This window comes from Acinetobacter sp. SW-226, assembly GCF_055632855.1.
In genome coordinates this window covers 305025-330939 of the sequence record NZ_CM145752.1, presented here as the reverse complement: position 1 = coordinate 330939, position 25915 = coordinate 305025, and the positions used below count along the sequence as shown (strand labels likewise).

Genomic DNA, 25915 nt, shown 5'->3' with positions numbered 1-25915 from the left:
AAATTTGTTTATCCACAATTTTGAATTTGGATTTTATCTACCGTCCCAACTTGACGTTGAGGATAATGCACAAGCCGTCGCACCTTTCTCCCAGTATTTTTGGGTTTCTTGATTTAAACAAAGAACACCATTATCTGCTTGAATTGATGTTGCAATAGGAGTTGCGGTCAAAACGTAACCTAAATTATCACCATCTATTGCTAAATCAATCGCATATACTGCATCATCTGTAACTGGGTAAGTAGATGAACCGCCGATACCCGCTAAAGTTGCACCAGAATAAGTGTGATTGACCAATTGATATGCTTGCAAACGTTGTGCTATACGAATCAACTCTACTTGCAAATCTGCACGATTAGTCCGAATTTTATACTGTGTATAGGAAGGATAAGCTATCGCAGCTAATATAGCTATAATAGCAACCACAATCATGAGTTCGATTAAAGTAAAACCCTTATACTTTTGAATTACCATTCTTCAGATCCATTGTCTGTTGTGCTACAAGAATCAAATGTAACGACTGCTGATGTTTTGTTCTTACATTTAAGTCCAGTACTTGTCTGCAAGAAAGTATAATTTTTCGGGTCAGAAGTCTCAGCTTTAATCGCCCATCCTTGTCCTATTGCGGAGTTAGCATTCAATGCAGGATTACTCGTAGAATTATCAACTATTGAAATGGTATATGGAAAACTAGAATCCTGAGCCACTGTTGTCGATGATATCGAAAAACCTCTGTAATTAAAATTACGCGCCTTATGACGATCTAATAGCACAGCTAATCGCTGAATTTCTTGTTGTGCCTGAGACGCTGTCGCACGGCGCGCATACTCTAGATATGAAGGAATTGCGATTGCTGCAAAAATTGCAACAATCACAACAACAACCATAACCTCAATCAAAGTAAAACCTTGACTACTTTTTATTTTAGAAGAGTATTTCATTATTTATCCCGTCTATTTTCCGGTCTCATACCAACGAATTGGAACAAGGGATAGCGGAGTTGAATAATCTTTTGATGCACCACCAGCTAAAGAACCTGTAGTTGAGATCAGTGCACGGTTTGAGCCATTGTTATTATTTGACCCTACCGCTGGTGAAACAATACCAGCACCTAAACCAGAACCATTTAAGAATGTTGATGCAGTAATTTGTGCTGCCGTACATACACCATAAGGCATACAGAATTGATACACATAACTTTCGCCTTTCACACCCGCTCCACAATCTCCCGACAAACCATCTTTACTACCATCAAAAGTTGTCACGTACATGTCTGAATCTAGAACAATTGGCGTACTTAATACTTTTGCATCCTGAATCAGTTGTGAAGTGAAGTAATAGTACCAACCATTTGTTGTACTATATGGCGCGACTGCAGTCGTATTTGCATTTGTTGTGAGCTGACCAAGGGTTGAGAGTGTTGCATTTTGAGTATTAAGAGCTGCCCCCTTACAATCAACAGTAGAGCCAGTATTCTGAGCTGCACAAACCTGATAGGTCGCATTAGTCATACTGTACAAATCTGAACGCGCTACATCTTTGTCATAAATATTATAAATAGCATCATTTTTATAACTTGTAGATGATGAATTAAAACGAGGTAAACTTCTATTACCACTACCAATAGAGGCTACACCAAAAGTGGTCCCGCTATTACTATAGGTTGAAAATGCTGGCATTTCATAAAAACGAGGACTATATATACCATTATGCAAATTCAGTAGACGAACTGGAGTTTTAGAAAATGAATCCTTATCAAAAGATGACAGGTTATTGTTTAAATCTACTCGCCAAAATTGCCCACCTAAATCACCAAAGTAAAGATGATCAATTAAACCATCAGAGTTTCTATCTATTCCCTTAATTTGACTAGAGATACTAAATTGCATATTTGACGCTGTACTATAGCCTACACCACTTGTCGTATTTGCATTCGTCGCATTTGCACCGGTCCACCATAGCAAAGCACCTGTTTCAGCATTAAACATATATACGCCGGCCCCAATATTATTGGTTTGTGTATAACTGCTTCCTTCATAGCCACTAAAACCAGTTCTTTCGCCTGTTGTACTATCAAATGATCCGTCGCCATTAGTGCCACCAGCATCATAACCACCACCAACAAACATCACTCGCGTTTTTTTACCATTCCATTTAACAAAGCCAATCGTCGGTTTAGACCAACTTTGCCCCATATAGGATAATTCATTGTATGATGTAGAACTGCCATTATAGTAAACAGCACTTGTGTTTGGGTCGATACGGAATGCTAACTTAGGGGCATTCATATCTTGTAAATTCAAGGCATAATAACTCCGCCCCCCCATACGCAAACCACCATAGGCCATTTGCACACCCGTAGATGTTCCAATCCCAGAACCAACAGTCATAGTCCCATCAGATTGCACTACATATTCCGAGTATTGTGTCCAAGGTGCATCAACACCATAGTAGAAAGGTTGATATGTTGAGGTACTAAAACCACTTGTAGTCGTGTATTCAAGAAAAGCCTTTTTCTGCGAAGCAACCATTTCATTTGGTACAAAAGCAAATTTCTCTTTCCCCGTCGTAGCATCTACTACAGATAAAACCCCTTGAGTCGTACCAAACAAGATATAGTCATCGCGATTCGATGTCGTCACAGTACCATCAGAACTTCCAATCGTTCCCGATTGTGTCAACAATACTGGACTTGAATGCATCACTGCACCAACTTGCCTTAATTCGTTTAATTGACCCAATGCTGTAGTTGTAGTCGGTAAACTTGTTGTATCTGCAGGCGTATTAATAATATAACCAAGTAAAGACAATAAGTAGCCACGACTACTATCAGTTGTATTCGTCACATAACTAGAACTAATTTGGTTTAATTGAGTGGCTGTTGCTGCCCCGCTAGTGTCTCGATTCATCAACAGCTTACGATTCGCAACAAATGCTGTCGTCATTCCCATTGGTAAATTTGCTTTTACACCACCCACTAACTTTAAAGCAGCACTATTCGTTGCGCTACTTGAAACATACTGTGACCAATAATCATAATTATCTACAATTTTACCGCTAGAGTTGGTAATAGCATCACCGTTCACATCTTTAATATAACCATCTAAAACTTGATATTTTTTAAGGTTACCCGCCCACAGTTGATATGTCGCATCTGGTGTTGGCTGGAATTGTGATGAATAGGTATAATTTTGTACTACAGTCGGATTTAGTTGGTCATCAGGAATATAAGATGAACCCGTTGTGACAGAAGGAATATCTGTTGCCAGTGAACTAATAAAACTGTTCACACTCTCAACGACATCTGCAGAGCTTGAACCCGAGTACCAACCGCCTTGTCCATATACGCCCCACTTCGCAGCATTTTTAACATCGACACTTGCAGAAGATGAATCAATATTGGCTAAGTTTTGTGCCTGTGACAATGCGCTGTTATATGAAGTCAATCCATTAAAATCACTACCAAACCCAACCACTGCTGTTTTAATGACTAAATTTTTAGGATTCAGCTGTGAGGTTGACGTCGTCCCATCAATACTTCTGTTAAGCAATAATTGAGAAAGATCACTAATACAGTTCCAGCCATTTCCTGTGTATCGTGCACCTGTACCATTAAATAAAGTGCCTGAACAAGTCAAATTACTACTATAACTACTCGTCAGCGCATTCTGCATCAAGGTTTGCACAACGGAATTACTCGCACCATTTGGCTCACCATCCGTTAAAAGATAGATGCCTTGCCCGCTACATTCAGCATTATCTGTCGTTAAAGGAGATGTATAGGCTGTTTGACTATCATTTTTAGAGGTACTTACCGAATAAGAAAAGCCACTGCCCGATGGTATAGTCGTTATTTGTTTTGTTTCATATACACATGCACCACTTGTACCACTAACCGTACATGAAGTTGAATAGCTGGATGTGGTTGGGTTGGTTGTACTTGCTGTTCCCCATGTTGTACAGCCGCTTGCTGTGTATGCTGTACAACTCTTATAATTTGTTGTGCTTGTTGTGTTACTTTGATAGTAATATGTATTGTTTCCGCTAGTCTCGGCGGTATAACCAGTTAATGTTGGAGCTGTACTTAATTTTGTAGCACAATTACTTGTAGATGCAGATGTTGTGCCAGCTGTACAACTATAGTATGTAGAACCATTCTTACGATAAGAGTATGTTTTTGTCGTTGTTGATACTGAATATTTAAAATACATCGGGATATCTGCAGTAACAGTACTTGTGGTACTTGTTCCCAACATATAAGCAGCAACTTCTGCATAGGCTTCACCAGTTGGCGTACTATAGTTTCCCGTCCACGTACTCATCTCCTTCAGCAACAACGTCCGTTGGTCAGTAACACTAATGGTAGCGTTGTTATAATATAGTCTACATGCACGACCATTTACATAAGGACAGGCTTCATAATAACTTGCACTACTTGACGGACTTGTTGTTGCGGCGCCCCATGTCGTACAAGTTTCATAGCTAGTCCAAGCTGTACAAGAACTATAGGATAAAGTATTGGCCTTACTGCTTGCATAATAAGACTTATAAACTGGCTTTTTAGCTGTATAAGCCCCACCATCCGTAATCCCTGTACTTAATGCTCGAGCAGGCACCAGAACATAACCAGATGAGCTGTTATAAAAAGAGGATAAACCAATGATTTTATCATCACTGAGCGCAGAAACACCGCTACCACCAGCCAAAACATCAATCATCCCACTACGAACTCGCTCAAGTCGACTGACACCTGTGCTATCCGTACTTCCCATACTGCCCGAGTTATCTAACATAAACATCAGGGTAATATTTCCAGTCTGTGCAGCACGATAAATACTAATATCACTGGCTTGAGTCACACTGGTACAAACTAGATTTGTCATCAGCAGGGAAGCTAAAAATACCAATTTTTGTGTTGTATTTCTTTTCATCACTTTATCCTCTATTTTTAGCTACCAACAACCGATTGCGTCAAGTTGTAAACGGTGACATAGGTTGTATAAGGCACATTTAGGCTAGATAAGCACTCAGACACACTTGCTCTGAAAGATGTACTCGTAACACTATCCGTTGCAACTGTTACACCTGTTGGAATTGAAGCCGTTGGATTTGTCATGTGCGTTGATAAACATGAATTAATTTGTGCATTCGAAGCTGTTGATAATGTTGGCATTAACGACACAGCCGTAATAATTGCCATCTCAGGGCTAATGACTTTTGCCGCATCAACATCTGTACCTGTAACATAACCAACAAAAGCCTCATCACTACTAGAGGACGACTCGACAAACTGGACTGTAACTTGGGTCATCACAGCACTTCGCCCACTGGTATAATCATTGCTATTACTCAAAGAACAATACCCTGCGGTCCCTAACTCATTATTTGTAGGTTTCGTTTTACTATCTTCCCAGGTTGAAACACTTGCATTGTTTAAACTAAAGAAACTGGTATTCGTTCCTCTATAGCAAAAAACCAACTCTTTGCCTTTATTATTAGCGGTTCGAATATAACCAAACATACCATTTGCTGCTAACTGCACTGCAAGCTGATCCGCATCCTCTGCATTAAAGATTGCCGCATCAGAATTCTGATTCATTAACTGTTGTGCCTGAGCATTTGTTGCAATATTTAAAGACAAGACACCTTGACGTATAGCTAGAGTACTAATAACAATAAGTAGCAATACGACTACCAGAACAACGATTAAGGTTGCACCTTGTTGTGATTGTTTATTTATCATGATGCGCGATCTCCAAGTGCATTACGAATCGCAACAGTTTGGGTAATCACTTCTCTCAGATTTCTTGATGAGGCACTTTGAATTGAACTTTTTAAAGAAACAGTTTTATCTAAAACATCAAATTCTCTTGAATTATCAATAATAGATTCTGGACCAACCGTTTGACTAGAACGAGCTAAAACCCCAATTTTAACACCCAATATTCTTGGCTCAGTTCCCGATGCTAAATAGTTGGCTATCGTCATATCTCGAAAATTCCCCGCACTATTCTCTGTCACTAACAAGACATGAAAATAGTCAACGCGTTTCATAATGATTTGACCATCATCGCCAAAATTAGTTGCCGTATCCCCACTATATCTACCCGCATCACAAGCCAATGCCAATGCCGTATTAGCGGTCTCTGAATCATTAAAGTTAGTATCTTTTCTCACAAAATACCGCTGTATCACATATTCAGAGGTACTGTTGATGGTATTCCCTTCACAATCAAAACCGCCTGTCGCTATGGGTAAATACTGAATAACCAATTGGTCACTCTCTATATCAACATTCGAACTTCCATCTACAGCACTTCTCGAAAAGTATTTTGTCTCAGTACTATCTGTTGCCGATAGGTTAGTACTTGTAAGTACAATCCCACCATGTACAACACTGCCAGTCATAGCAGCCGTCGCATTTCCTAAATGGGCAAAGCGAATGTCTTTGGTAATATAATTGAGAGCAAAATTAGAATTATCCTGTAAATCTGATGCGCCTTGTTGTATAGCAACACTCTTTTGCCCCGCAAGGAATAATACGAGTGCTGCCGCAACAATAATCAAACCGATTACTAAGGAAATCATCAACTCGATTAAGGTAAAACCTGTTTGTTGAGAACTTTTCATATTAAAATGCCTCCATCACTACACATGTGGAATTATCTTGATATGAAAAAGTCGAATTTTGGCTTTCAGTACATGCAATTTGTCCATCTTTAGACGTAGTATTATCTGTTGCATCAGTCTTATTCCAAGCAACATAAATACACGTCCTACCATTTGCTGTACCTGGGCAGTCCATCATATTCAGAACCATACCTACACTTTGAGCCTTTAAATAAGCTTCATTTACATCAAAGGCAGCTTTGGTTGCAGGAGTACACGTACCACTATAACAACTTGAAACACTCGCTGACTGTTTATCTTCATCTGCCAAATTTGCTTGGTATACACTTAATGCTGCATTGCTACTGTTCATTCTTATTTTTTCTGCCAAATCTCTGGCAATATTCATCGCTTGAATACGATTTCCACCTTCTGCCGTTGCTTCAACAGCACGTAATTGCAAAGCTGCAAAACCTAAGACAGCAAGAGACAGTAAAAGTAACGCGACTAATACTTCCATCATACCAACACCAGTTTGATTCCTTATTCTCATGAACAATCCCCATCATTTTGTGGTGTTACATAGGTATTTCCAACAACCGAAAGTGAAAATGTTTTCGTGGTAAGCGAACTAGAACTACAAACAACAAATGATGTGTCGCTTGCAATACTACTCGTTGTCCCATCACTCCTAAAATTAATAGAACTGAGACTGGTCGGACTTGTCAAATTCGTGTTTTCCGCAGGAGACCAGAAGTAAACAATTGAAGTATTCGTACCCGTTGTATTTAGATTGACTGTTGTTGTTGTTCTCAATAACACTGCCTGATTTCTAGCTTTCGTTAGGGTTTCCATTAATTCTTTTGTCGTAGAGTTTAATCTTTGTTTCGCAAGCATATCCGCAAAAGAAGGTGCAGCCATCATCGCGATAATTACCATAATCGCAATTGTCACCATCAATTCAATTAAGGTGAACCCTTTATATCTCTTTTGCATACTCCCTCCCCAAGGCAACAAAACTTTACCCTATTTAAAATCATATTCTAATTCTTTACACAACCAACACAATACAGGATAAAAGGCATAAAAAAACAGATGATTGCCAATTTACAATCATCTGTCAATTTATCAATAAAATTAGAATGTTAACTAATACACCTTTTAAGCTTGAGTTACCGCAATACGTAACTCTTTTGGCAAACTAAAAGTAATATTTTCTTCACGTCCAGCCAACTCTTGCGGTGGGGTTGCACCCCAATCCTGTAACCGTTGGATGACTTGTTTAATTAAAATCTCAGGTGCGGATGCGCCCGCTGTAACCCCAACTTTAGCAATATTTTCAAACCATGCTTGTTGGAGTTCGTCTGCATTATCAACCAAATAAGCCGATTTACCCATACGCTCTGCAAGCTCACGCAGGCGGTTCGAGTTTGACGAATTTGGTGAGCCAACCACGAGTACCACATCACATTGGGTCGCTAAATCACGCACCGCATCTTGGCGATTTTGAGTCGCATAACAAATATCATCTTTACGTGGTCCTTGAATCTCAGGAAATTTTTTACGCAAAGCATCAATCACTTTAGCAGTATCATCAATCGACAGCGTGGTTTGTGTCACAAAAGCCACATGCTCAGGGTGTTTAACTTGAAGCTCAGCGACATCCTCTTCATCTTCCACCAAATAAATTGCACCACCATTTTTTAGGTCGTATTGACCCATGGTTCCCTCAACTTCAGGGTGACCTTCATGGCCGATTAAAATGGCCTCCACACCCTCACGGGCATATTTGGTCACCTCAATATGAACCTTGGTCACCAATGGGCACGTTGCATCAAAAACTTTTAAACCCCGGCGCTCAGCTTCAATCTGTACTGCTTTCGAAACACCATGCGCACTAAAAATCACAATATTGTCGTCTGGTACTTCATCTAGCTCATCAACAAAAATTGCACCACGTTGACGTAAATCATCCACAACGAATTTGTTATGAACCACTTCATGACGGACATAAATGGGCGGATTAAAGCATTCAAGTGCACGATTGACGATGGCAATCGCACGGTCAACACCTGCACAAAAACCACGTGGATTGGCCAATACAATTTCCATATGTTCCTCGATACCACTTTTCAATCAGCGGAAACTAATAAAATAAATGCAAACAAAGTGACGCCTAGCTATTTCGTTTAAACCTTGTCTGCTCTAAAATAGAGAAGATATTTTATCATATCAGGAAAAATATCATGTCGGGTCTCTTGTTTGTCGTTTCTGCAGCTTCAGGAACAGGCAAAACATCCCTCGTAAAAGCCCTCCTTGACCGTGTAACGAATCTTCACGTTTCTGTTTCTCATACTACACGTGGGCAACGTCCCGGCGAACTTGATGGTGTTCACTACCACTTTACCGAAAAAGACAACTTTTTAGCATTGGTTGAACAAGGTGGATTTATTGAATACGCTGAAGTCTTTGGTAATTACTACGGCACAGCACAAGCCACTGTGAAAGAACAATTGGCCAAAGGTCATGACGTCCTACTGGAAATTGACTGGCAAGGTGCACAGCAAGTTCGTAAACTTTTTCCTGAATCTAAACAAATTTTCATTTTACCACCAAGCCAATTTGACTTACGTCAACGCCTATCGAACCGTGGCACAGACTCGGTTGAAGTGATTGAGCGTCGTTTAGGCTGTGCGGTTGAAGATATGCAACAATATGTCAACTTCGACTATGTGATTATTAATGATGACTTTAATAAAGCCTTGCACGATCTTGAGTCTGTGATTATTGCCAATCGTCTTGTTCTTTCTCAGCAAGCCAATCGTCATCAAAAAATGATTTCTGAACTGATCACCCCTGTAGAGAAGTGATTAAAACTTGAGTCTACAGACAAAGCGCCTTATACTGCACAGTCTGTTTTATTTTCCCATTCATAACGAGAACTCTTATGGCACGCGTAACCGTTGAAGATTGTTTAGACCATGTAGACAACCGCTTTGAGCTTGTACTAGTGGCAAGCAAACGCGCGCGTCAATTGGCACGTCAAGGCATTGAACCTACTGTTGAGTGGGACAATGACAAACCGACTGTTGTTGCATTACGTGAAATCGCAGTAGGTCATGTTTCTAAAGATATTTTGAAACAACGTGAGCAAGACTACCAAACTTCGAGTCTTGATCTTGCCCTTTCTGCAAACAATTTGAATTTAGATGGTTTTTCTTTCCAATAAGAAAAATTTATCGTTTAAAAGCCTAGTTTTTAACTAGGCTTTTTTATTGGATAACTTTTATATTTCTGCAATACACGTTATAACTAGAAGATAAGATTCATCGTGGTTTAGGTGTATCTTTTTTGCTTTTATTCCAATGAAAAAATTGACAACTCATGCAATATGTTTTTCATTAGATGATCAGTAAAATTTTCTTGTAATTGCTACGTCTTAAAGGTGTTTTATGCCAGGCCCAATGGTCAGCCAAGCTAAACAACAGCTCAAAACTATTATCGATGCTTACTTAACTGAAAGCGATGTCGAGCGTGTGCTTGCGGCCTGTGATTATGCGGATATTGCCCATGATGGTATTACCCGTAAAAGTGGCGAACCGTATATTTTACATCCGATAGCTGTAAGTTGTATTTTAGCGCATATGCGTCTAGACGCAGAGACACTCATGGCCGCACTTTTGCATGATGTCATTGAAGACACTGACTTTAGCAAAGAAGATATTGCTGAAAAATTCGGCAAAACCGTCTCAGAGCTTGTCGATGGCGTCACTAAGCTCAGCCAGTCGAGCGATAAAGAATATAATAAAGCAGCTTCATTCCGTAAAATTCTGCAAGCAACACTACAAGATCCTCGTGTCATTATTATTAAACTGGCTGACCGTTATCATAACATGACCACCTTGGATGCACTGCGCCCCGACAAACGCGCACGTATTGCCCAAGAAACCTTTGATATTTTTGTTCCAATGGCACGTATTGTTGGTATGAATGAGATGGGCGATAACCTTGAACATTTGTGTTATCAAAACCTCGATCTCGATATGTATAACAATGTCCAAGAGGCTTTATTACAAACCAAACCCAAACGCTGTGAATATCAAAGTAAATGGGAACATAATCTAACCGAATTACTGAAAACCCATCAAATTTCAGGTCGTATTAAAAAGAAAAATAACAATATTGAACTACTGCGCCACTTTGTCAAAAATGACATTGATCTACATGAACTCACCCACAGCCATGCCTTTGAAATCATTTTAAATAGCATTGCAGACTGTGACCGCTTAGCCGAGGTATTACGCGAGAGTTTTCAAGTTTTGCATTTTGCAGACCATATTCGCAAACCGCTCCCTGGTGGTAACCAATCATTACTACTACGTTTGAAAGGTGAAAATACGACACTATCAGTAACCATTCAAACAGAACTGATGCGTAAAGCTGCGCGTTTTGGCGTGGTGCTTGGTGACAGTGCACCACAAGCTTGCCGCTCTGCAATTCAAGCCTCAATGCAGAACTTAAATGTCTTAATTGATGGTGCCTGTGCCAAGACCACCTTTAGTGAATTACTCGACTATCTACATCAAGAGAAAATATGGGTCTACACTCCACAAGGTCATTTACATGAATTACCACAAGGAGCAACAGTAGTCGATTTTGCTTACTCTGCCAGCTTATTTTTAGGTAACCATGCAGTAGGTGCAAAAATTAATGGGGAAACCAAGCCCCTTTCTACACCATTGCACAGTGGCCAGGTGATTGAAGTGATCACCGATGTCTTAGCCACCCCAAACCCTGACTGGCTGAGTTTTGTCAACACGCAAAAAGCCCGTCGTGCTTTGCAAAATATTTTGCGCGATCAAGATATCGAAGAACAACGCTTGGTGGGTCAACAAGCTTTAAATCGTGCCTTAAAGCTATTTAATGTCTCCATCAAAGACTTAACTGAAGCCGACTGGTTAGAGCTTCTACAATGGCGTCATATCGAAACTAAAGACCAACTGTTTGAGCAAATTGCCGTAGGTGATTTATTACCACAACTAGTTGCGAATCATTTATTTGCACATGATCAAGGGCAACAAGAGTCTGATCGACTGATCCAAGGTACTGAGGGAGTCGATGTTAAATATGCACATTGCTGCAATCCTGTACTCGGTGACCCAATTCAAGGACACTTATCCCGTCGTGGTCTGATTGTCCATCGAGCACGTTGCCACAACCTCTTACATGAACAACATCTGCACCCTGAAAACATCATGCCATTACAATGGACGAATGAAAACGAAGAAGAAATTAGTTTCACTGCATATTTACTCATTAATATGGCAATGGATGATGAGCAAATTTCCGATCTAATCTACCAATGTCGTAAAGAAAAAATCGGGGTAGAGATGGTTCGCAACCAAGATGATAAAACCTATGTCAATGTGGTCGTGCATAACCGCAAGCAAATTGCCAAAATTATCCGCGATTTACGCATGCATTTTGGCTTCCCACGCATCAGTCGACTGGCTCAACCTGTCAGCCTTTCTGAAACCTCAGTTGCGAGTTAATTATTTAAATCTGCACATTTTAATGCCAATCTAAGCTATGATTGATGGTGAATGATAATAGGAGAACACGATGTCCCGCCAAGTAATTCATACTGAAAATGCCCCTGCTGCAATCGGCACTTACTCACAAGCGATTCTAGTCGGCAATACACTTTATCTTTCTGGTCAGATTGGTTTAGATCCGTATAGTATGGAATTGGTTGAAGGCATTGAAGCGCAAATTCGTCGTGTTTTTGACAACCTAAAAGCCGTATGTGAAGCAGCAGGTGGAACTCTGGCTGATATCGCTAAATTAAATATTTTTTTAACCGATCTCTCTAATTTCCAACTCGTTAACCAAATTATGGGCGAATATTTTGCACAGCCCTATCCTGCACGTGCTGCACTCGGCGTGGCGAGCTTACCTAAAAATGCACTCGTTGAAATGGATGGCATTGTAATTATTAATCAATAAGTTATGATTTCAAAAAAAAGCCACCGATCAAGTGGCTTTTTTTTATCCAAAATCTCAATAAAAACGAATGGAATTCCAAATGATTTTTATTGACAAACGATAACAATTATCAATAATATCACTTATCTTATTTATTTCATGTGGCTTGCTGAAATGTACGTGTGCTTATGCCGTGGTATTACAGATCAAGATATTAAAGATGCCGTTGAAAATGGTGCGGGAAGCTATCGTGAAGTCCGCGAGATGCTAGACCTCGGCACATGCTGTGGGCGCTGTGCACCAGAAGCACGTTCGATCATTAGCGCTGAAGTATCAGCGATTGCCTCACGTTTGGCGATTGCGGCATAAATAAGTATTTGTTTCATATTTTAGAATAATCATAATTATAAAATTACTCTTTATGAGTAACTCCTCCCCCGCTTATGACTCTAGGCGGGTTTTCTTTTCTTGAAGTAACCAGAAAATTCAACTCTCATTCCGCATGCTTTTGATTGCGATTTTCATTTGCTGTTCTATAAATTACTCGCCAAAGATCGCATTGTTGTTTAAGATATTTCTCATAAGTTATTGATATTATTTTTTTAGCAGCAGTTTGAATGGAGCTTCCTCATGAAAGGCAATCGTGATGTAATTAATCAGTTAAATCAGGTGCTTTATCATCATTTAACTGCAATTAACCAGTATTTTCTTCACTCGCGCATGTTTAATGACTGGGGTATTGAGCAACTTGGCTCTGCCGAATATAAAGAATCTATTCGTCAAATGAAACATGCCGATAAAATCATTGAGCGTATTCTTTTTTTAGAAGGCTTACCAAACTTACAACACTTAGGCAAACTTTATATCGGGCAACACACGGTTGAAGTACTGAACTGTGATGTACGTAAGGTCAATGAGAACATTGAAGCCATTCAAGCTGCTGTGAAGCTCGCTGAGGAACAGCTCGACTATGTCACTCGTGATCTTGTGCAAGAAATCTTAGAAAAAGAAGAAGAATGGTTAGACTGGACAACCACACAGCTTGATTTGGTTGAAACTGTGGGTATTGAGAATTATATTCAGAGCCAGATGTAAATTTTTATCAATAAAAAAACCTGCTTCACGCAGGTTTTTTATTATTTTCAAAATTTATTTCCAAGGGCGGAGATCAACAATTTTAACCACCTCACCTTTCTCTTTATTAATCAAAACAACCATATCAACAGCATTGGCTTTAAGCGGAACAAAACCCGTTGCTTCAGGATACTGAGCCAATATTTGCGTTACATCCATTTTTGCATTGTATTTATCCAATTCTTTTAACGCAATAACATGACTTTGTATCTGCTTTTTTGCTTGCCCTAAGTCCACATAAAGCTCAGGCCTTTGTGCAACATCCACACCTGAAAAAACAGCCTCAAAAGTAATCGCATTTCTTTCATTCACATTTTTAGGCGGAACTGCTGCAACCCAATTAGGAAATAAAAAACTTACATTTTGGTACTTAGGAAGAGCTTTTTCAACCTTACGCAAATCTATCTCATTAATACGCACAAGGTCAAAGCGATCCGCATTATAAACCAACCATGCAGGCTTTCCTTGATAGACTGTAAAAAGTCCATAAGTTAATGCGGCTAACTGTAATAAGCAAATAATTGTTAAGTCAAGCTTTAGGGTTTTTTTACCTGTTTTATAAACGAGTAATGTTAAAAGTGGACCTATTACCACATCTATACAGAGCATCAGAAGAAAGATATGCATTACACCTGTGGCCACCGCCAAAGGTGCTGGATACCAAATGAAATAAACCAAGCCCATAGATAATAAAGCAATAATGATTGAGACCAAACCATGAACCAAAAATGCTTTTATACGTGCCGACATATGTATATCCCGCCCCCAATTAAGAGCGCCTATTTTATGCTTTAAAGCATATAACGGCAATTGCTAGGTATGTACTTATAGGCTGCAGTTGATCTTACCCCACACCCCCACACTATAGGCTGTCCAGGAATTATGGCAGCACTTGGACGGGCTGAACTTACATCCCCAGAACCTGGTGTTAGAACAATATTAGATTCCAAGACTGTATTAATTACACCATCATACTCAATTTCAATTTGCCCCTCATCCATAACTGGCGCAGCTAAATTCGCAATACCAGCAATACTCATACTGCTAACATTTTCAGTTGGGGTAAATTGAAAAGAATACGAACCAGCAACATTGGGACCTGTACCGCTATAGGGTGTAATAGTTCCACTGATCATATAACCAAGCATTTCGACTACTGCCAACTTTGCTTCACTTGATAGAACAAGCCCTTCTGAAACCTTGCTTCGTATTGTGTAATTTTGATATGCAGGGATAGCAATGGCGGCTAAAACCCCAATGATTGCAACAACAATCATTAATTCAATCAAAGTAAAACCTTGCATTCTACGCATGATATTTCTCCCTTAGCTTCATATTCTTATTCTATTACTACAATTTTAATGCCAACTATTTTTTTACATATATAACAATAACTTGAGGTAAGACATAAAGTTTTAACTAACATTTTTTGTCAACAATTCACAATTTATTGACTCAGCTTATAAAGCAGCAAGAAATAAAAAACGCATCTAAAGATGCGTTTTTTATAATTGAACTATATATTAGTCATTAGCATAACGGCAGTTTGAAGGTACATATTTAAATGCTGCTTCAGCACCTTTTGCTAAAGTACAGCCCCAAACCACTGGTGCACCTTGAGCTAAAGCTGTATCAGGTAAGCCAGTTGTGTCACTTAAAACTTTACCACTACCTGGCACTAAACGAAGTGCTGAACCTAATGATGTTGCCAATTGACCATCATAAGTAATTGTAATAACGCCAGATGAACTGATTACTGGAGCAGTTACATCATCAATCGCAGCAATTGCAATAGATTTTACATTTTCGCCAGCTGTATATTCATAGCCATACGAACCTGCCTTAGATGTACCAGTACCATCATATTTAACAATCTTACCATTATTACGTGTAGAGAAAGTTTCCGCTACCGCTGTTTTTGCAGCATTTGCAAGTGTTAAACCTTCAGTAATTTTAGTACGTACTGTATAGCTTTGATACGCAGGAATCGCGATCGCAGCAAGAATACCGATAATCGCAACTACGATCATTAATTCGATAAGGGTGAAACCCTTTTGAACTGATTTCATAACATTCTCCACAAATGTTTTGTTAATTTCTTATAAGCTTTTAAGGCTACTTTGTAATTAGCATGTATTATGCCAACTTTTATTATATTTATTTTCAAATAAAAAACAGCACTTTATTTCACTATTTAAAAAATTATTTTTTGTGCTTTGTTTTTTTATGTGACAAAGTGACAAAGAATGTCAACTTTATCACATTTTAGTTCAGCATGATTGGGGCGTTCTCAAGTTCATCGTTTTGGTCCTGTATTTTGTTGGCATAAAACCGATCCAAAATTACCCCAATTTGAATTACACCATCAAGCAAAGCCTGTCGATACTGCTGTTGTGCCATTTTCGCAATAATGGACTGACAAACCTCATCCCATACCAGCTGTGTCGTGGCTTGTTGTATGCCACGATCTATAACAATTTCAACCTTACGCTCACACAAATTAAGGTATAACAAAATCCCACTGTTAAACTCAGTATCCCACACTCCAAGCTCAGCAAAAAGCTGTTTGGCACGTCCACGTGTGTCTAGATAATAAGCCTCTCGAGCAGGCATGTGCCCTTCGATCACCACTTGAATCTCCCCAACATGGCCCTGTTCAGCATTTACCACGGCTTGCGCAATTGCATGTTGATCTTGCTGATTAAAAAAACGTTTACTCGCAGGCAGATGCAATAAATGCTTTAACCACCGTTTAAAACTGGGTTGTATTGCTTCATCTAACTTTGGTTCAGTGACGATTTCCGTCGTTTCTGTTGTTGTTACCATGACCCTGATGCTCCTCCACCGCCGAAGCCGCCGCCCCCGCCACTATATCCACCTCCGCCAAAACCACCGCCACCACGACCTCCACGCCCACCTCCACCGCCAGAGGAGAGAAAAAGCTGAAAAATTGTTTGGGCTAAGGTGGTGATGAGTAGAAAGAAAATCCCTCCACCAATCAGTAAGCTGGTGATTAAGCCTGCTCCATTCACTAAACCTGCAACTATTCCTGCAACTGCAGCAGTTGACGCACTTAAACGCTTCCCCACCACCAAAGATCCAATTGCCCCTGCAATGAGAATAAATAAAGCAGTACTCAACGTTTTACTTTTGGCTTCTTGTTCCCGATTGGCTTGGTCTTGACGTTGTTGTAGCTCTTGCGCTGCTTGAGCTGCAACTTCAGGGTCAAGATTTAAAATACGTTCAATTTCAGTCAGTCCTGCGTTAATCCCTTGGGCATACTGACCTTGTTTAAAATAGGGGGTGATTTGTTGGTTAATAATACGGTTCGCAATAATGTCAGGAATGACCCCTTCCAAGCCATAGCCTGTAAGAATCTGAATGCGCCGATCATTAATAGCAATTGCAATCAATAAACCATTGTCCTGCTTGGCCGAACCAAGTTGCCATTGATCTGCAATACGCATGGCAAAACTGAAAATATCCTCTTGCCCTGTGCTCGGAACTATCACTACGCCTATTTGTGCCTTTCCTGTATCATGTAAAGCACGAATTTTTTGACCAATCGCTTGTTGTTCTTCAACACTGAGGACGTGAGCTTGGTCGATTACTGGCGCATTTAAAGTCGGTAAGGCCCGTATCGACTCGCCCTCTGCCATATCATTCGCAACAGGCGGTTGAGGTTGAGATACAGCATCAGCGCTTTTAGAAGTCACGTTATTAGAGGTCTCTGCTTGCTGATCTTGAATCATCTTTCCAGCGATGACTGTTTCAGTCGCACTATCTGTTGCAGTCGCAACCTCCGCCCACGTTAATGAACTTAGACACAACAGTCCTGATAAAATGAATGCAACCATCCATTGATACGGAAACCGTTTCCCCTGTTGTGCTCCCTTCATTCATTCACCCTCTATTCATAACGACAAGAAACCCGACTTAGTTAAATGATACCGTTGGTGCTTTTTGTGCACTTTGCTCCGCACTAAAGTTCGGTTTGGTGTCCATACCAATCACCTTCGCGGTCATGACTTGTGGGAACTGGCGTGAATAGGAGTTAAAGTCTTGCACCGTAGTAATATAGCGATTACGCGCGACAGCAATACGGTTTTCGGTACCTTCGAGTTGAACCTGTAAATCACGGAATTGCTCATTGGCTTTTAAGTCAGGATAGTTTTCTGAGACTGCAATTAAACGCGACAATGCGCCTGTCATTTGCGCCTGCGCTTCTTGATATTTTTGGAATAATGCAGGGTCTTCTAATACCTCTTTATCGACTTTTAAACCTGCAACATTGGCACGAGCCTGTGTGACTTCGGTTAGGACTTGTTCTTCATGTTTGGCATAGCCCTTTACCACATTCACCAAGTTCGGCACCAAATCTGCACGGCGTTGATATTGGTTTTGTACTTCTGACCATGCTGCTGTAACTGCCTCATCTTTGACCTGCAAGGTATTATAACCACAGCCCGATAGGGTTAAGGTGCTCGCAAGGGCAACAACGACAGCAGTTTTTTTCATAAAATTCATTCAGCTATCCTCTTTCTTTTGTATTTATTGCAATAACCTGATTGTAAACACATTTGAATATCCTTTTGTTGCATTTAGTTAAAGCTTTTAAAAATGAAAAACCGAGTGATCTTGACTCGGTTTTGATTATTCGTTTTTTAAACTTAAACTAAACAACCGCATGCAACTCCTGCTGAAAACCTTCTAGTTGATAGTCTTCTGCCAAACGGGTTTTCCAGTATTTCAACAGTTGGGTGTAATCAATGTAAGAGGGATGAAAATTACTTTTGTAGTAAGACAGATATTCAGGCAGCAATTGCACAAACATCTTCACCAATAAATACAATCCAAAGAGATTCCCACCCAATTTCGGCATACTCTTTTTACGGTCTTGTAAAAATAATCGACTAGCCGAGTAAAACGTTAAACTGGCAAAACCTGTCGTTACACTGCGCATGATTAAACGACGAATCTTGTCATCGCCATAGACATCTTGATAAACATCAAATGCAACCGCACGATGCTCAATTTCTTCAATAGCATGCCAAACCCAGAGTTTAACGGCATCATCATCCAAGGTACTCAATACCTCAGGATGCCTTAAAATATAGCCACCTAAAAGTGCGGTAAAATGCTCAAAAGCACAGGTGATCGCGAGCTGAATTTTAGGATGCAGGTTTTTCACATAATCATCTTTACGCACCAACCACGCCTGAAAACGATCGAGATTATAATCATCACGGCGCCAAGCAGCGTTAAATGCCGTGTGTGCTTGAGAATGCATCGCCTCTTGACCAATAAATGCCGCAATCTGCGCTTGCAGATTTTCATCCTTCACTTGATCACGGACATTGCGCACACTATGCACAAAGAACTGCTCACCGATGGGAAAGGTCGAAGACAATGCTGTCAGCAAATGCGACATGACTGGTGAATTGGCAAAATAATGTCGGCGAATGGCTTTGGGGTTGAATTGCAAACGTCGAATTGTAATACCCTGAGCTTTTGGACGATGTTGATATAATTTTTCTGTCGTCACTTGAGTCATGTCTCTTTCCTAACATTTAACCGAGCGATCTTCAGTATCTGAATTTATCAATGCGACACATATGGCAAAAATGCTTAGTACATTTGCAAATTCATCCATTTTTATCGGACTCTCGACCAGATCTTTTTCGATTTATCCCGAACCACCTCATTCATATCATATCAGGCAACTAGTAATAATAATAAAACCCGCCGTAGCGGGTTTTTATGTTGAACGATTTAGATTAAACGTCTAAATAATCCAAAATACCTTCAGCCGCTTGACGACCTTCCCAAATCGCTGTGACAACAAGGTCTGAACCGCGAACCATATCACCACCTGCAAATATTTTCGGGTTTGAGGTTTGGAATTTATAGGTTTGCTGTTCAGCCGCAACTACACGACCCGAACCATCAAGGTTAATATTCACATTTGTAAACCAATCCGCAGGGCTGGTACGGAAACCAAATGCCAATAAAACTGCATCTGCAGGTAAAATTTCTTCTGAACCTGGAATTGGTTCTGGGCTGCGACGACCACGGCTATCAGGCTCGCCAAGTTGAGTCGTAACCACCTTAACACCTGTAACTTTACCGTTTTCGCCTACAACCTCAATCGGCTGGCGGTTAAACAAGAAGTTTACACCTTCTTCTTTGGCATTTTGCACTTCACGACGTGAACCTGGCATGTTTTCTTCATCACGACGGTATGCACAGCTCACCACTTCTGCACCCTGACGGATCGAAGTACGGTTACAGTCCATTGCAGTGTCACCACCACCAAGAACAATCACCTTTTTACCTTCAACACTGATGTACTCGCTTGGGTCTTTTTCCCAACCTTGAGTACGGTTGACATTGGCAATCAAGAAATCGAGTGCATCGTAAACACCATCAAGGTCCTCACCTGCGAAGCCACCTTTCATGTAGGTATAAGTACCCATACCCATGAACACCGCATCATATTCTGCAAGCAGTTGATCAATAGTGACATCTGTACCAATTTCAGTATTTAAGCGGAATTCCACGCCCATGCCTGTGAAAATTTCACGGCGCCGCTTCATTACATCTTTTTCCATTTTAAATTCTGGAATACCAAAGGTTAATAGACCACCAATTTCAGGGCGTTTGTCGAATACAACAGGTTTCACCCCGTTACGCACCAAAATATCAGCACAGCCTAGACCCGCGGGGCCCGCGCCAATGATCGCGACTTTTTTATCAGTCCACTTTACATTTGACATATCTGGACGCCAGCCGAGTGCAAAAGCGGTGTCATTGATGTATTTTTCAGCATTACCAATCGTTACTGCGCCAAAACCATCATTTAAGGTACAAGCCCCTTCACATAAACGGTCTTGCGGGCATACGCGACCACACACTTCTGGTAGCGTGTTGGTTTGGTGACACAATTCTGCAGCTTGGAAAATACGACCTTCAGCAATTAACTTTAACCAGTTTGGAATGTAGTTATGTACTGGGCATTTCCATTCACAATACGGGTTACCACACCCTAAACAACGGTGAGTTTGGTTTGCTGCCACTTCCGCTGTAAAAGGTTTATAAATTTCCACAAACTCTGCTTTGCGGACCTGAATCTCTTTTTTCTCTGGATCTTGGCGTGCTACATCCAGAAATTGAAAGTCATTGTTTAGGCGCTCTGCCATGTCTCTCTCCGTGGGTAGGTGCAGCCCGTTTATCTATCGTCTGCACCTGCCTATGTATCAGCAGTAGTGGAATTATTGTGGATCAGCTTGAGTCGTTTTCAACAACGTCTGTAAGTTGGCAGCTTTTGGTTTCACCAACCAGAATTTACGACTGTAGAAATCAAACTCGTTACGGATCTTGTACGCCCAAGCACTACCAGTCTCAGCAATGTGTTCATCTAAGATACGGCTTAAGAACTCTTTATGTTCTTCCATCGACTCAGTCGAGATACGATTCAGCTCAATCAGCTCGTGGTTGTAATGATCAACGAAGTCATTATCAAGGTCAAGAACGTAAGCAAAACCACCTGTCATCCCTGCACCGAAGTTGTGACCTACTTTACCAAGTACAGTCACGATACCACCTGTCATATATTCACAGCAGTGATCGCCCGCACCTTCAATCACAGCAAAGGCACCTGAGTTACGCACTGCGAAACGTTCACCTGCCGTACCCGCCGCGAACAACTTACCACCCGTTGCACCATACAAACAGGTATTACCAATGATTGCTGTTTCTTGGGTTTGGAAAGGTGAACCTTTTGGTGGGAAAATCGACACACGACCACCCGCCATGCCTTTGCCCACGTAGTCGTTCGCATCACCCTCTAAACGAATGTGCAAACCACCCGCATTCCAAACGCCAAGAGATTGGCCCGCAGTACCCACTAAATTCAGCTTAACAGGATGTGCTTCCATGCTGAGGTTGCCATAACGACGCGCAATCTCACCTGAAATACGTGCTCCAATTGAACGATCACAGTTACCAATGCTGAAATGATATTCACCTGTGGTTCCTGCTTCAATGGCTGGCAACATTTCAGCAATCATTTGCTCAGCCAGTAAACCTTTGTCAAACGGTGCATTACCTTCAACTTCACAGTACTGAGCCTTACCTTGTGCAGAAGGATGCGACTCCAGTAATGCGCTCAAATCAAGGTGTGCATGCTTTTCAGTTTCACCTGGAAGCATTTCAAGCAAATCTGTACGACCAATCAAGTCTTTTAAGCTCGAAACACCCAACGCTGCCAACCACTCACGTGTTTCTTCAGCAATAAACGTGAAGAAATTAATGAGCATTTGTGGCTCACCAATATAATGTTCTTGGCGTAAATGATCTTGTTGAGTTGCAACACCTGTTGCACAGTTATTCAGGTGACAAATACGCAGGTATTTACAACCTAAAGCAATCATTGGCGTTGAACCAAAACCAAAGCTTTCTGCACCTAAAATAGCTGCTTTCACCACATCCAGACCTGTTTTCAAACCACCATCCGTTTGAACACGGACTTTACCACGTAGGTCATTGACACGAAGTGCTTGATGCGCTTCAGAAAGCCCCAACTCCCAAGGAGAACCCGCATGGTGAATTGAAGACAATGGCGATGCTGCTGTACCACCGTCATAACCTGAAATAGTAATGAAGTCGGCATAAGCTTTTGCCACACCTGCAGCAATAGTACCCACACCCGGCTCAGATACTAATTTCACTGAGACCATCGCTTGAGGATTGACTTGTTTTAAGTCAAAGATCAATTGCGACAAATCTTCAATTGAATAAATATCATGGTGCGGCGGAGGAGAAATTAAGGTCACACCCGGTACCGAATAACGTAAACGTGCAATTAAGCCATTCACTTTACCCCCTGGCAATTGACCACCTTCACCCGGTTTCGCCCCTTGCGCTACTTTAATCTGCAAGACTTCAGCAGAGGTTAAATACGCAGGCGTTACACCAAAACGACCTGAAGCAATCTGTTTGATTTTCGAGTTACGAATGGTGCCATAACGCGCTGGATCTTCACCGCCCTCACCAGAGTTTGAACGACCACCAATGGTATTCATCGCTATCGCTATCGCTTCGTGTGCTTCTGGAGACAATGCCCCCAAAGACATGCCAGCAGAGTCAAAGCGCGGTAAAATCGCTTCTACAGACTCGACTTGATCTAGAGCAATCGAGTTGTCTGTTTTTAACTTTAACAAATCGCGAATTGTCGCCACTGGGCGATTATTCACCAATTCAGCATATTCTTTAAAATCTGCATATTGACCAGAACGCACTGATTTATGCAAAGCATTGATCACATCTGGGTTGAATGCATGGTATTCCTTGTCAAAGACAAATTTCAGCAAACCACCTTGATCAATTGGTTTACGTGTTTTCCATGCAGTTTCAGCCAATTTCTTCTGATCATTTTCCAGATCAACAAAGGTTGCACCTTTGATACGGCTCGGTACACCAGTGAAGCATTTTGAAACCACTTCTTCAGACAGACCCACCGCTTCAAATAGTTGACCACCACGGTAAGAGGCAACCGTAGAAATCCCCATTTTTGAAAGCACTTTTAACAAGCCCTTTTCAATGCCTTTACGGAAATTCACTTGTGCTTGGATTGGGTCACCCAATAGCTCACCTTTTGCAACCAAGTCATTGATCACATCATAAGCAAGGTAAGGATAAATTGCTGTCGCACCAAAGCCTAGAATAACCGCAAATTGATGCGGATCACGTGCCAATGCTGTTTCAACAATAATATTGGCATCCGTACGCAAACCGACATTAATTAAGTAGTGATGCACAGCACCTGTTGCCATTAACGCATTTGCAGGTAAGAAACCTTGGCGGATTTTCTTGTCAGACAACACCAATAAGGTTTTACCGTCACGAATTGCCTGTGCTGCTTCTTCACAGATACGCGCAATCGCTGCTTCTAGACCTTCAGATTCAGCATAATTTAAATCAATATCTGCAATTTCATAGCCTGTACGACCTAACGTACGGATTTGATGCATTTTCGAATTTGACAACACTGGACTTGAAATAATCAAACGATCTGCATGCTCAGGACCTTGTTCAAAGACGTTCTGTTCACGCCCCAAACAAGTTTCCAATGACATCACAATTGATTCACGCAATGGGTCGATTGGTGGGTTGGTGACCTGAGCAAACTGTTGACGGAAGTAGTCCGACACATGACGTACTTGGCGAGACAAAACTGCCATTGGCGTATCATCACCCATTGAACCCACTGCTTCCTGACCGCTTTCAGCGATTGGACGAAGCAATTGGTCACGCTCTTCAAAGGTCACCATAAACATTTTTTGTGATGCTTTCAGGTCATCACCTTTTAAGCCTTGATCACATAAATATTCTTCTAGCTCTGGACTACCTTGTACACGAACTGAGTTTTCACGTAACCATTCACGATATGGACGCATTTTTTTCAAATGCGTGCTGACATCTTTAGTATCGAGCATTTTACCTGTGAAGGTATCAATCACTAAGATTTGACCTGGACCAACACGACCTTTAGAAATCACATCTTCAGGCTCGTAACCCCATACACCAATTTCAGATGCCAGTGTGATGTAACCATTTTTGGTAATCACCCAACGTGCTGGACGTAAACCATTACGGTCCAACATACAAATTGCATGACGACCATCTTGGATCACGAGACCAGCAGGACCATCCCACGCTTCCATGTGCTTCGAGTTAAACTCATAGAATGCACGTAAATCGGCATCTAAAGTTTCAACGTTCTGCCATGCTGGCGGAACCAACATACGCAATGCACGGAACAAGTCCATACCGCCACCCACAAGAATTTCAAGCATGTTATCTAAGCTTGAAGAATCTGAACCAGTACGGTTCACAATTGGGTTGAGTTCAGTTAAACCTGGCAATAATGGGTTTTCAAACTTCGGCGTACGCGCCATCGCCCAGTTACGGTTCGCAGTAATGGTATTAATTTCACCATTATGCGCCAGATAACGGAATGGCTGAGCCAGAGGCCAACGCGGTAAAGTATTGGTCGAGAAACGTTGGTGGAACACCACAATATGCGACTCAAGACGTGGATCTGCCAAATCTGTATAGAAGTCAGCAATCGCTTCAGGCATCATCAAGCCTTTATAGCTAATCACTGTTGAACATAATGTAGTCACATAAAATGATGGGTCATTGCTTAGCTGCTGTTCTGCACGGCGACGAGCCAAGAAGAGTTTACGGTTAAACTCAACTTCAGAGACACCCATTGGGCAGTTCACAATAATTTGTTCAAATGCAGGAAGTGACTGCATCGCAATCGAACCCAAAGCATCGTTATTGGTCGGGACTACACGCCACGCCAAGACTCGACAGCCTTCAGATTCAATTTCTTTATTTAGAATTTGTTTCGCATGTGCTGCAATTGCTGGATCGAGGCTTAAAAACACCGTACCGACAGCAAAAACTTCACTGAGTGTAATATCACTGAGTTTTTTCGCTTCTTCGCGGAAAAATTGTTTTGGCATTGCTAAGAGTAAACCGCAACCATCCCCTGTCTTACCATCTGCAGCAATACCACCACGGTGGGTCATACAGCTCAGACTATGCATAGCAGTCTTCACAAGGTCATGGCTTGCATCACCCTGCATATGGGCAATTAAACCAAAACCACAGTTATCTTTAAACTCATCCGGTTGGTATAAACCTTGAGCGGGAGCTACAGTATTAGGCGATGGCATGTGCATAGCGTACCCTTCTTTCTACAGGCCCTGTCGGGCGTCTAACAATCTAATTACTTCTTGCCGATTCGTTCAATTGACTCATATTCAGATTCTGATTGAAGTACAGCATTTTTTCCTCATACCCAAGATAGACTGATTTTCATCTTTATGCATGTCTTAATTGAAAAAATGTATGCAACAGTCACGCACTTTTTTAAGGCGCTTGATCGCTACTATTTCGCTCATAAATCGAATCTTTTTTGCGCCAAAACAGTGACATCAACTCAATTCATGCACCATTAAAGCAAATTTTATGCCAATAATTTAATACAAGCATTAAACACCTTAGTTTTCTTAGGTTTATGTTTTTTACTGTAAATTAAGCTCAAGATTTGGCTAATTAATCGCACCAAATTAATGCAATATAAGGGTTGCGAAACTTTTTTGCTCCATAATGA

General features: G+C 41.0%; 23 protein-coding genes. 6 read left to right on the top strand and 17 right to left on the bottom strand.

Annotated features, from left to right (window positions below; translation table 11 throughout):
• Positions 1-33: 33 nt before the first annotated feature.
• From ACZ8ZH_RS01520 to ispH, 8 genes are all read right to left on the bottom strand, one after another.
• Entirely contained in the window at positions 34-474 is a 441-nt protein-coding gene (locus ACZ8ZH_RS01520; RefSeq protein ID WP_162900245.1) for a type IV pilin protein, read from the bottom strand.
• The gene (locus ACZ8ZH_RS01515) at positions 468-941 is read right to left on the bottom strand and encodes a type IV pilin protein (RefSeq protein ID WP_086209021.1); all 474 of its coding nucleotides are present in this window, start codon (positions 939-941) and stop codon (positions 468-470) included. Before ACZ8ZH_RS01515 ends, ACZ8ZH_RS01520 begins: the two co-directional genes overlap by 7 nt.
• Positions 942-953: 12 nt before the next feature.
• On the bottom strand, positions 954-4931 hold the full coding sequence (locus ACZ8ZH_RS01510) for a pilus assembly protein PilY (RefSeq protein ID WP_470247830.1): 3978 nt from the start codon (positions 4929-4931) through the stop codon (positions 954-956).
• A 17-nt stretch (positions 4932-4948) separates the two neighbouring features.
• A complete protein-coding gene (locus ACZ8ZH_RS01505; RefSeq protein ID WP_470247829.1) occupies positions 4949-5743 on the bottom strand; it encodes a pilus assembly protein PilX in 795 nt (264 codons plus the stop codon).
• Positions 5740-6630, bottom strand: coding sequence for a prepilin-type N-terminal cleavage/methylation domain-containing protein (locus ACZ8ZH_RS01500; protein WP_470247828.1), 891 nt, complete (start codon positions 6628-6630; stop codon positions 5740-5742). The genes ACZ8ZH_RS01505 and ACZ8ZH_RS01500 overlap by 4 nt, the downstream gene beginning before the upstream one ends.
• A 1-nt stretch (position 6631) precedes the next feature.
• Positions 6632-7162, bottom strand: coding sequence for a type IV pilus modification protein PilV (pilV, locus tag ACZ8ZH_RS01495; protein WP_086209025.1), 531 nt, complete (start codon positions 7160-7162; stop codon positions 6632-6634).
• Positions 7159-7605, bottom strand: coding sequence for a prepilin-type N-terminal cleavage/methylation domain-containing protein (locus tag ACZ8ZH_RS01490; protein ID WP_470247827.1), 447 nt, complete (start codon positions 7603-7605; stop codon positions 7159-7161). The genes pilV and ACZ8ZH_RS01490 overlap by 4 nt, the downstream gene beginning before the upstream one ends.
• A gap of 165 nt (positions 7606-7770) precedes the next feature.
• Complete coding sequence (gene ispH, locus ACZ8ZH_RS01485; protein ID WP_086209027.1) at positions 7771-8721, bottom strand: 4-hydroxy-3-methylbut-2-enyl diphosphate reductase; 951 nt, start codon at positions 8719-8721, stop codon at positions 7771-7773.
• Positions 8722-8855: 134 nt separating this feature from the next.
• On the opposite strand from ispH, the gene gmk reads away from it, so the two are divergent.
• The 6 genes from gmk to bfr all read left to right on the top strand — a co-directional run bounded on the left by gmk (position 8856) and on the right by bfr (position 13689).
• A complete protein-coding gene (gene gmk, locus ACZ8ZH_RS01480; RefSeq protein ID WP_086209028.1) occupies positions 8856-9479 on the top strand; it encodes a guanylate kinase in 624 nt (207 codons plus the stop codon).
• Between the two features lie 77 nt (positions 9480-9556).
• Positions 9557-9838 carry a DNA-directed RNA polymerase subunit omega gene (gene rpoZ, locus ACZ8ZH_RS01475; protein ID WP_086209029.1) on the top strand — a complete coding sequence of 94 codons (282 nt, stop codon included), beginning with the start codon at positions 9557-9559 and terminating at the stop codon, positions 9836-9838.
• A gap of 223 nt (positions 9839-10061) precedes the next feature.
• Positions 10062-12161 (top strand): RelA/SpoT family protein, encoded by a 2100-nt coding sequence (locus ACZ8ZH_RS01470; protein WP_086209030.1) that lies wholly within the window; start codon positions 10062-10064, stop codon positions 12159-12161.
• A gap of 70 nt (positions 12162-12231) precedes the next feature.
• Entirely contained in the window at positions 12232-12615 is a 384-nt protein-coding gene (locus ACZ8ZH_RS01465) for a RidA family protein (RefSeq protein ID WP_004691470.1), read from the top strand.
• A gap of 153 nt (positions 12616-12768) precedes the next feature.
• Complete coding sequence (locus tag ACZ8ZH_RS01460) at positions 12769-12963, top strand: bacterioferritin-associated ferredoxin (RefSeq protein WP_010327639.1); 195 nt, start codon at positions 12769-12771, stop codon at positions 12961-12963.
• 261 nt (positions 12964-13224) lie between these two features.
• The gene (gene bfr / locus ACZ8ZH_RS01455; protein WP_110974031.1) at positions 13225-13689 is read left to right on the top strand and encodes a heteropolymeric bacterioferritin subunit Bfr; all 465 of its coding nucleotides are present in this window, start codon (positions 13225-13227) and stop codon (positions 13687-13689) included.
• A gap of 54 nt (positions 13690-13743) precedes the next feature.
• Here the strand turns inward: bfr and tfpZ are convergent, their stop codons facing one another.
• From tfpZ to gltB, 9 genes are all read right to left on the bottom strand, one after another.
• On the bottom strand, positions 13744-14478 hold the full coding sequence (gene tfpZ, locus ACZ8ZH_RS01450; RefSeq protein WP_470247924.1) for a TfpX/TfpZ family type IV pilin accessory protein: 735 nt from the start codon (positions 14476-14478) through the stop codon (positions 13744-13746).
• A 41-nt stretch (positions 14479-14519) separates the two neighbouring features.
• Complete coding sequence (locus ACZ8ZH_RS01445; RefSeq protein ID WP_470247826.1) at positions 14520-15041, bottom strand: pilin; 522 nt, start codon at positions 15039-15041, stop codon at positions 14520-14522.
• A 210-nt stretch (positions 15042-15251) separates the two neighbouring features.
• Positions 15252-15797, bottom strand: coding sequence for a pilin (locus ACZ8ZH_RS01440; protein WP_470247825.1), 546 nt, complete (start codon positions 15795-15797; stop codon positions 15252-15254).
• A 196-nt stretch (positions 15798-15993) separates the two neighbouring features.
• Positions 15994-16554 (bottom strand): TPM domain-containing protein, encoded by a 561-nt coding sequence (locus ACZ8ZH_RS01435; protein ID WP_470247824.1) that lies wholly within the window; start codon positions 16552-16554, stop codon positions 15994-15996.
• Positions 16548-17627 carry a TPM domain-containing protein gene (locus tag ACZ8ZH_RS01430; protein WP_470247823.1) on the bottom strand — a complete coding sequence of 360 codons (1080 nt, stop codon included), beginning with the start codon at positions 17625-17627 and terminating at the stop codon, positions 16548-16550. Before ACZ8ZH_RS01430 ends, ACZ8ZH_RS01435 begins: the two co-directional genes overlap by 7 nt.
• Before the next feature lie 37 nt (positions 17628-17664).
• Entirely contained in the window at positions 17665-18255 is a 591-nt protein-coding gene (locus ACZ8ZH_RS01425) for a LemA family protein (protein ID WP_058870410.1), read from the bottom strand.
• 148 nt (positions 18256-18403) lie between these two features.
• Entirely contained in the window at positions 18404-19282 is an 879-nt protein-coding gene (locus tag ACZ8ZH_RS01420) for a metal-dependent hydrolase (RefSeq protein WP_470247822.1), read from the bottom strand.
• 223 nt (positions 19283-19505) lie between these two features.
• Entirely contained in the window at positions 19506-20927 is a 1422-nt protein-coding gene (locus tag ACZ8ZH_RS01415) for an FAD-dependent oxidoreductase (RefSeq protein WP_119063241.1), read from the bottom strand.
• Positions 20928-20999: 72 nt separating this feature from the next.
• Positions 21000-25475 carry a glutamate synthase large subunit gene (gene gltB, locus ACZ8ZH_RS01410; protein ID WP_171405787.1) on the bottom strand — a complete coding sequence of 1492 codons (4476 nt, stop codon included), beginning with the start codon at positions 25473-25475 and terminating at the stop codon, positions 21000-21002.
• Positions 25476-25915 lie beyond the last annotated feature (440 nt).

Bases quoted from the DNA above. Each gene is read 5' to 3' on its own strand.
- ACZ8ZH_RS01520 (WP_162900245.1), bottom strand. From the start codon at position 474: ATGGTAATTCAAAAGTATAAGGGTTTTACTTTAATCGAACTCATGATT.
- ACZ8ZH_RS01515 (WP_086209021.1), bottom strand. From the start codon at position 941: ATGAAATACTCTTCTAAAATAAAAAGTAGTCAAGGTTTTACTTTGATT.
- ACZ8ZH_RS01510 (WP_470247830.1), bottom strand. From the start codon at position 4,931: ATGAAAAGAAATACAACACAAAAATTGGTATTTTTAGCTTCCCTGCTG.
- ACZ8ZH_RS01505 (WP_470247829.1), bottom strand. From the start codon at position 5,743: ATGATAAATAAACAATCACAACAAGGTGCAACCTTAATCGTTGTTCTG.
- ACZ8ZH_RS01500 (WP_470247828.1), bottom strand. From the start codon at position 6,630: ATGAAAAGTTCTCAACAAACAGGTTTTACCTTAATCGAGTTGATGATT.
- pilV (WP_086209025.1), bottom strand. From the start codon at position 7,162: ATGAGAATAAGGAATCAAACTGGTGTTGGTATGATGGAAGTATTAGTC.
- ACZ8ZH_RS01490 (WP_470247827.1), bottom strand. From the start codon at position 7,605: ATGCAAAAGAGATATAAAGGGTTCACCTTAATTGAATTGATGGTGACA.
- ispH (WP_086209027.1), bottom strand. From the start codon at position 8,721: ATGGAAATTGTATTGGCCAATCCACGTGGTTTTTGTGCAGGTGTTGAC.
- gmk (WP_086209028.1), top strand. From the start codon at position 8,856: ATGTCGGGTCTCTTGTTTGTCGTTTCTGCAGCTTCAGGAACAGGCAAA.
- rpoZ (WP_086209029.1), top strand. From the start codon at position 9,557: ATGGCACGCGTAACCGTTGAAGATTGTTTAGACCATGTAGACAACCGC.
- ACZ8ZH_RS01470 (WP_086209030.1), top strand. From the start codon at position 10,062: ATGCCAGGCCCAATGGTCAGCCAAGCTAAACAACAGCTCAAAACTATT.
- ACZ8ZH_RS01465 (WP_004691470.1), top strand. From the start codon at position 12,232: ATGTCCCGCCAAGTAATTCATACTGAAAATGCCCCTGCTGCAATCGGC.
- ACZ8ZH_RS01460 (WP_010327639.1), top strand. From the start codon at position 12,769: ATGTACGTGTGCTTATGCCGTGGTATTACAGATCAAGATATTAAAGAT.
- bfr (WP_110974031.1), top strand. From the start codon at position 13,225: ATGAAAGGCAATCGTGATGTAATTAATCAGTTAAATCAGGTGCTTTAT.
- tfpZ (WP_470247924.1), bottom strand. From the start codon at position 14,478: ATGTCGGCACGTATAAAAGCATTTTTGGTTCATGGTTTGGTCTCAATC.
- ACZ8ZH_RS01445 (WP_470247826.1), bottom strand. From the start codon at position 15,041: ATGCGTAGAATGCAAGGTTTTACTTTGATTGAATTAATGATTGTTGTT.
- ACZ8ZH_RS01440 (WP_470247825.1), bottom strand. From the start codon at position 15,797: ATGAAATCAGTTCAAAAGGGTTTCACCCTTATCGAATTAATGATCGTA.
- ACZ8ZH_RS01435 (WP_470247824.1), bottom strand. From the start codon at position 16,554: ATGGTAACAACAACAGAAACGACGGAAATCGTCACTGAACCAAAGTTA.
- ACZ8ZH_RS01430 (WP_470247823.1), bottom strand. From the start codon at position 17,627: ATGAAGGGAGCACAACAGGGGAAACGGTTTCCGTATCAATGGATGGTT.
- ACZ8ZH_RS01425 (WP_058870410.1), bottom strand. From the start codon at position 18,255: ATGAATTTTATGAAAAAAACTGCTGTCGTTGTTGCCCTTGCGAGCACC.
- ACZ8ZH_RS01420 (WP_470247822.1), bottom strand. From the start codon at position 19,282: ATGACTCAAGTGACGACAGAAAAATTATATCAACATCGTCCAAAAGCT.
- ACZ8ZH_RS01415 (WP_119063241.1), bottom strand. From the start codon at position 20,927: ATGGCAGAGCGCCTAAACAATGACTTTCAATTTCTGGATGTAGCACGC.
- gltB (WP_171405787.1), bottom strand. From the start codon at position 25,475: ATGCCATCGCCTAATACTGTAGCTCCCGCTCAAGGTTTATACCAACCG.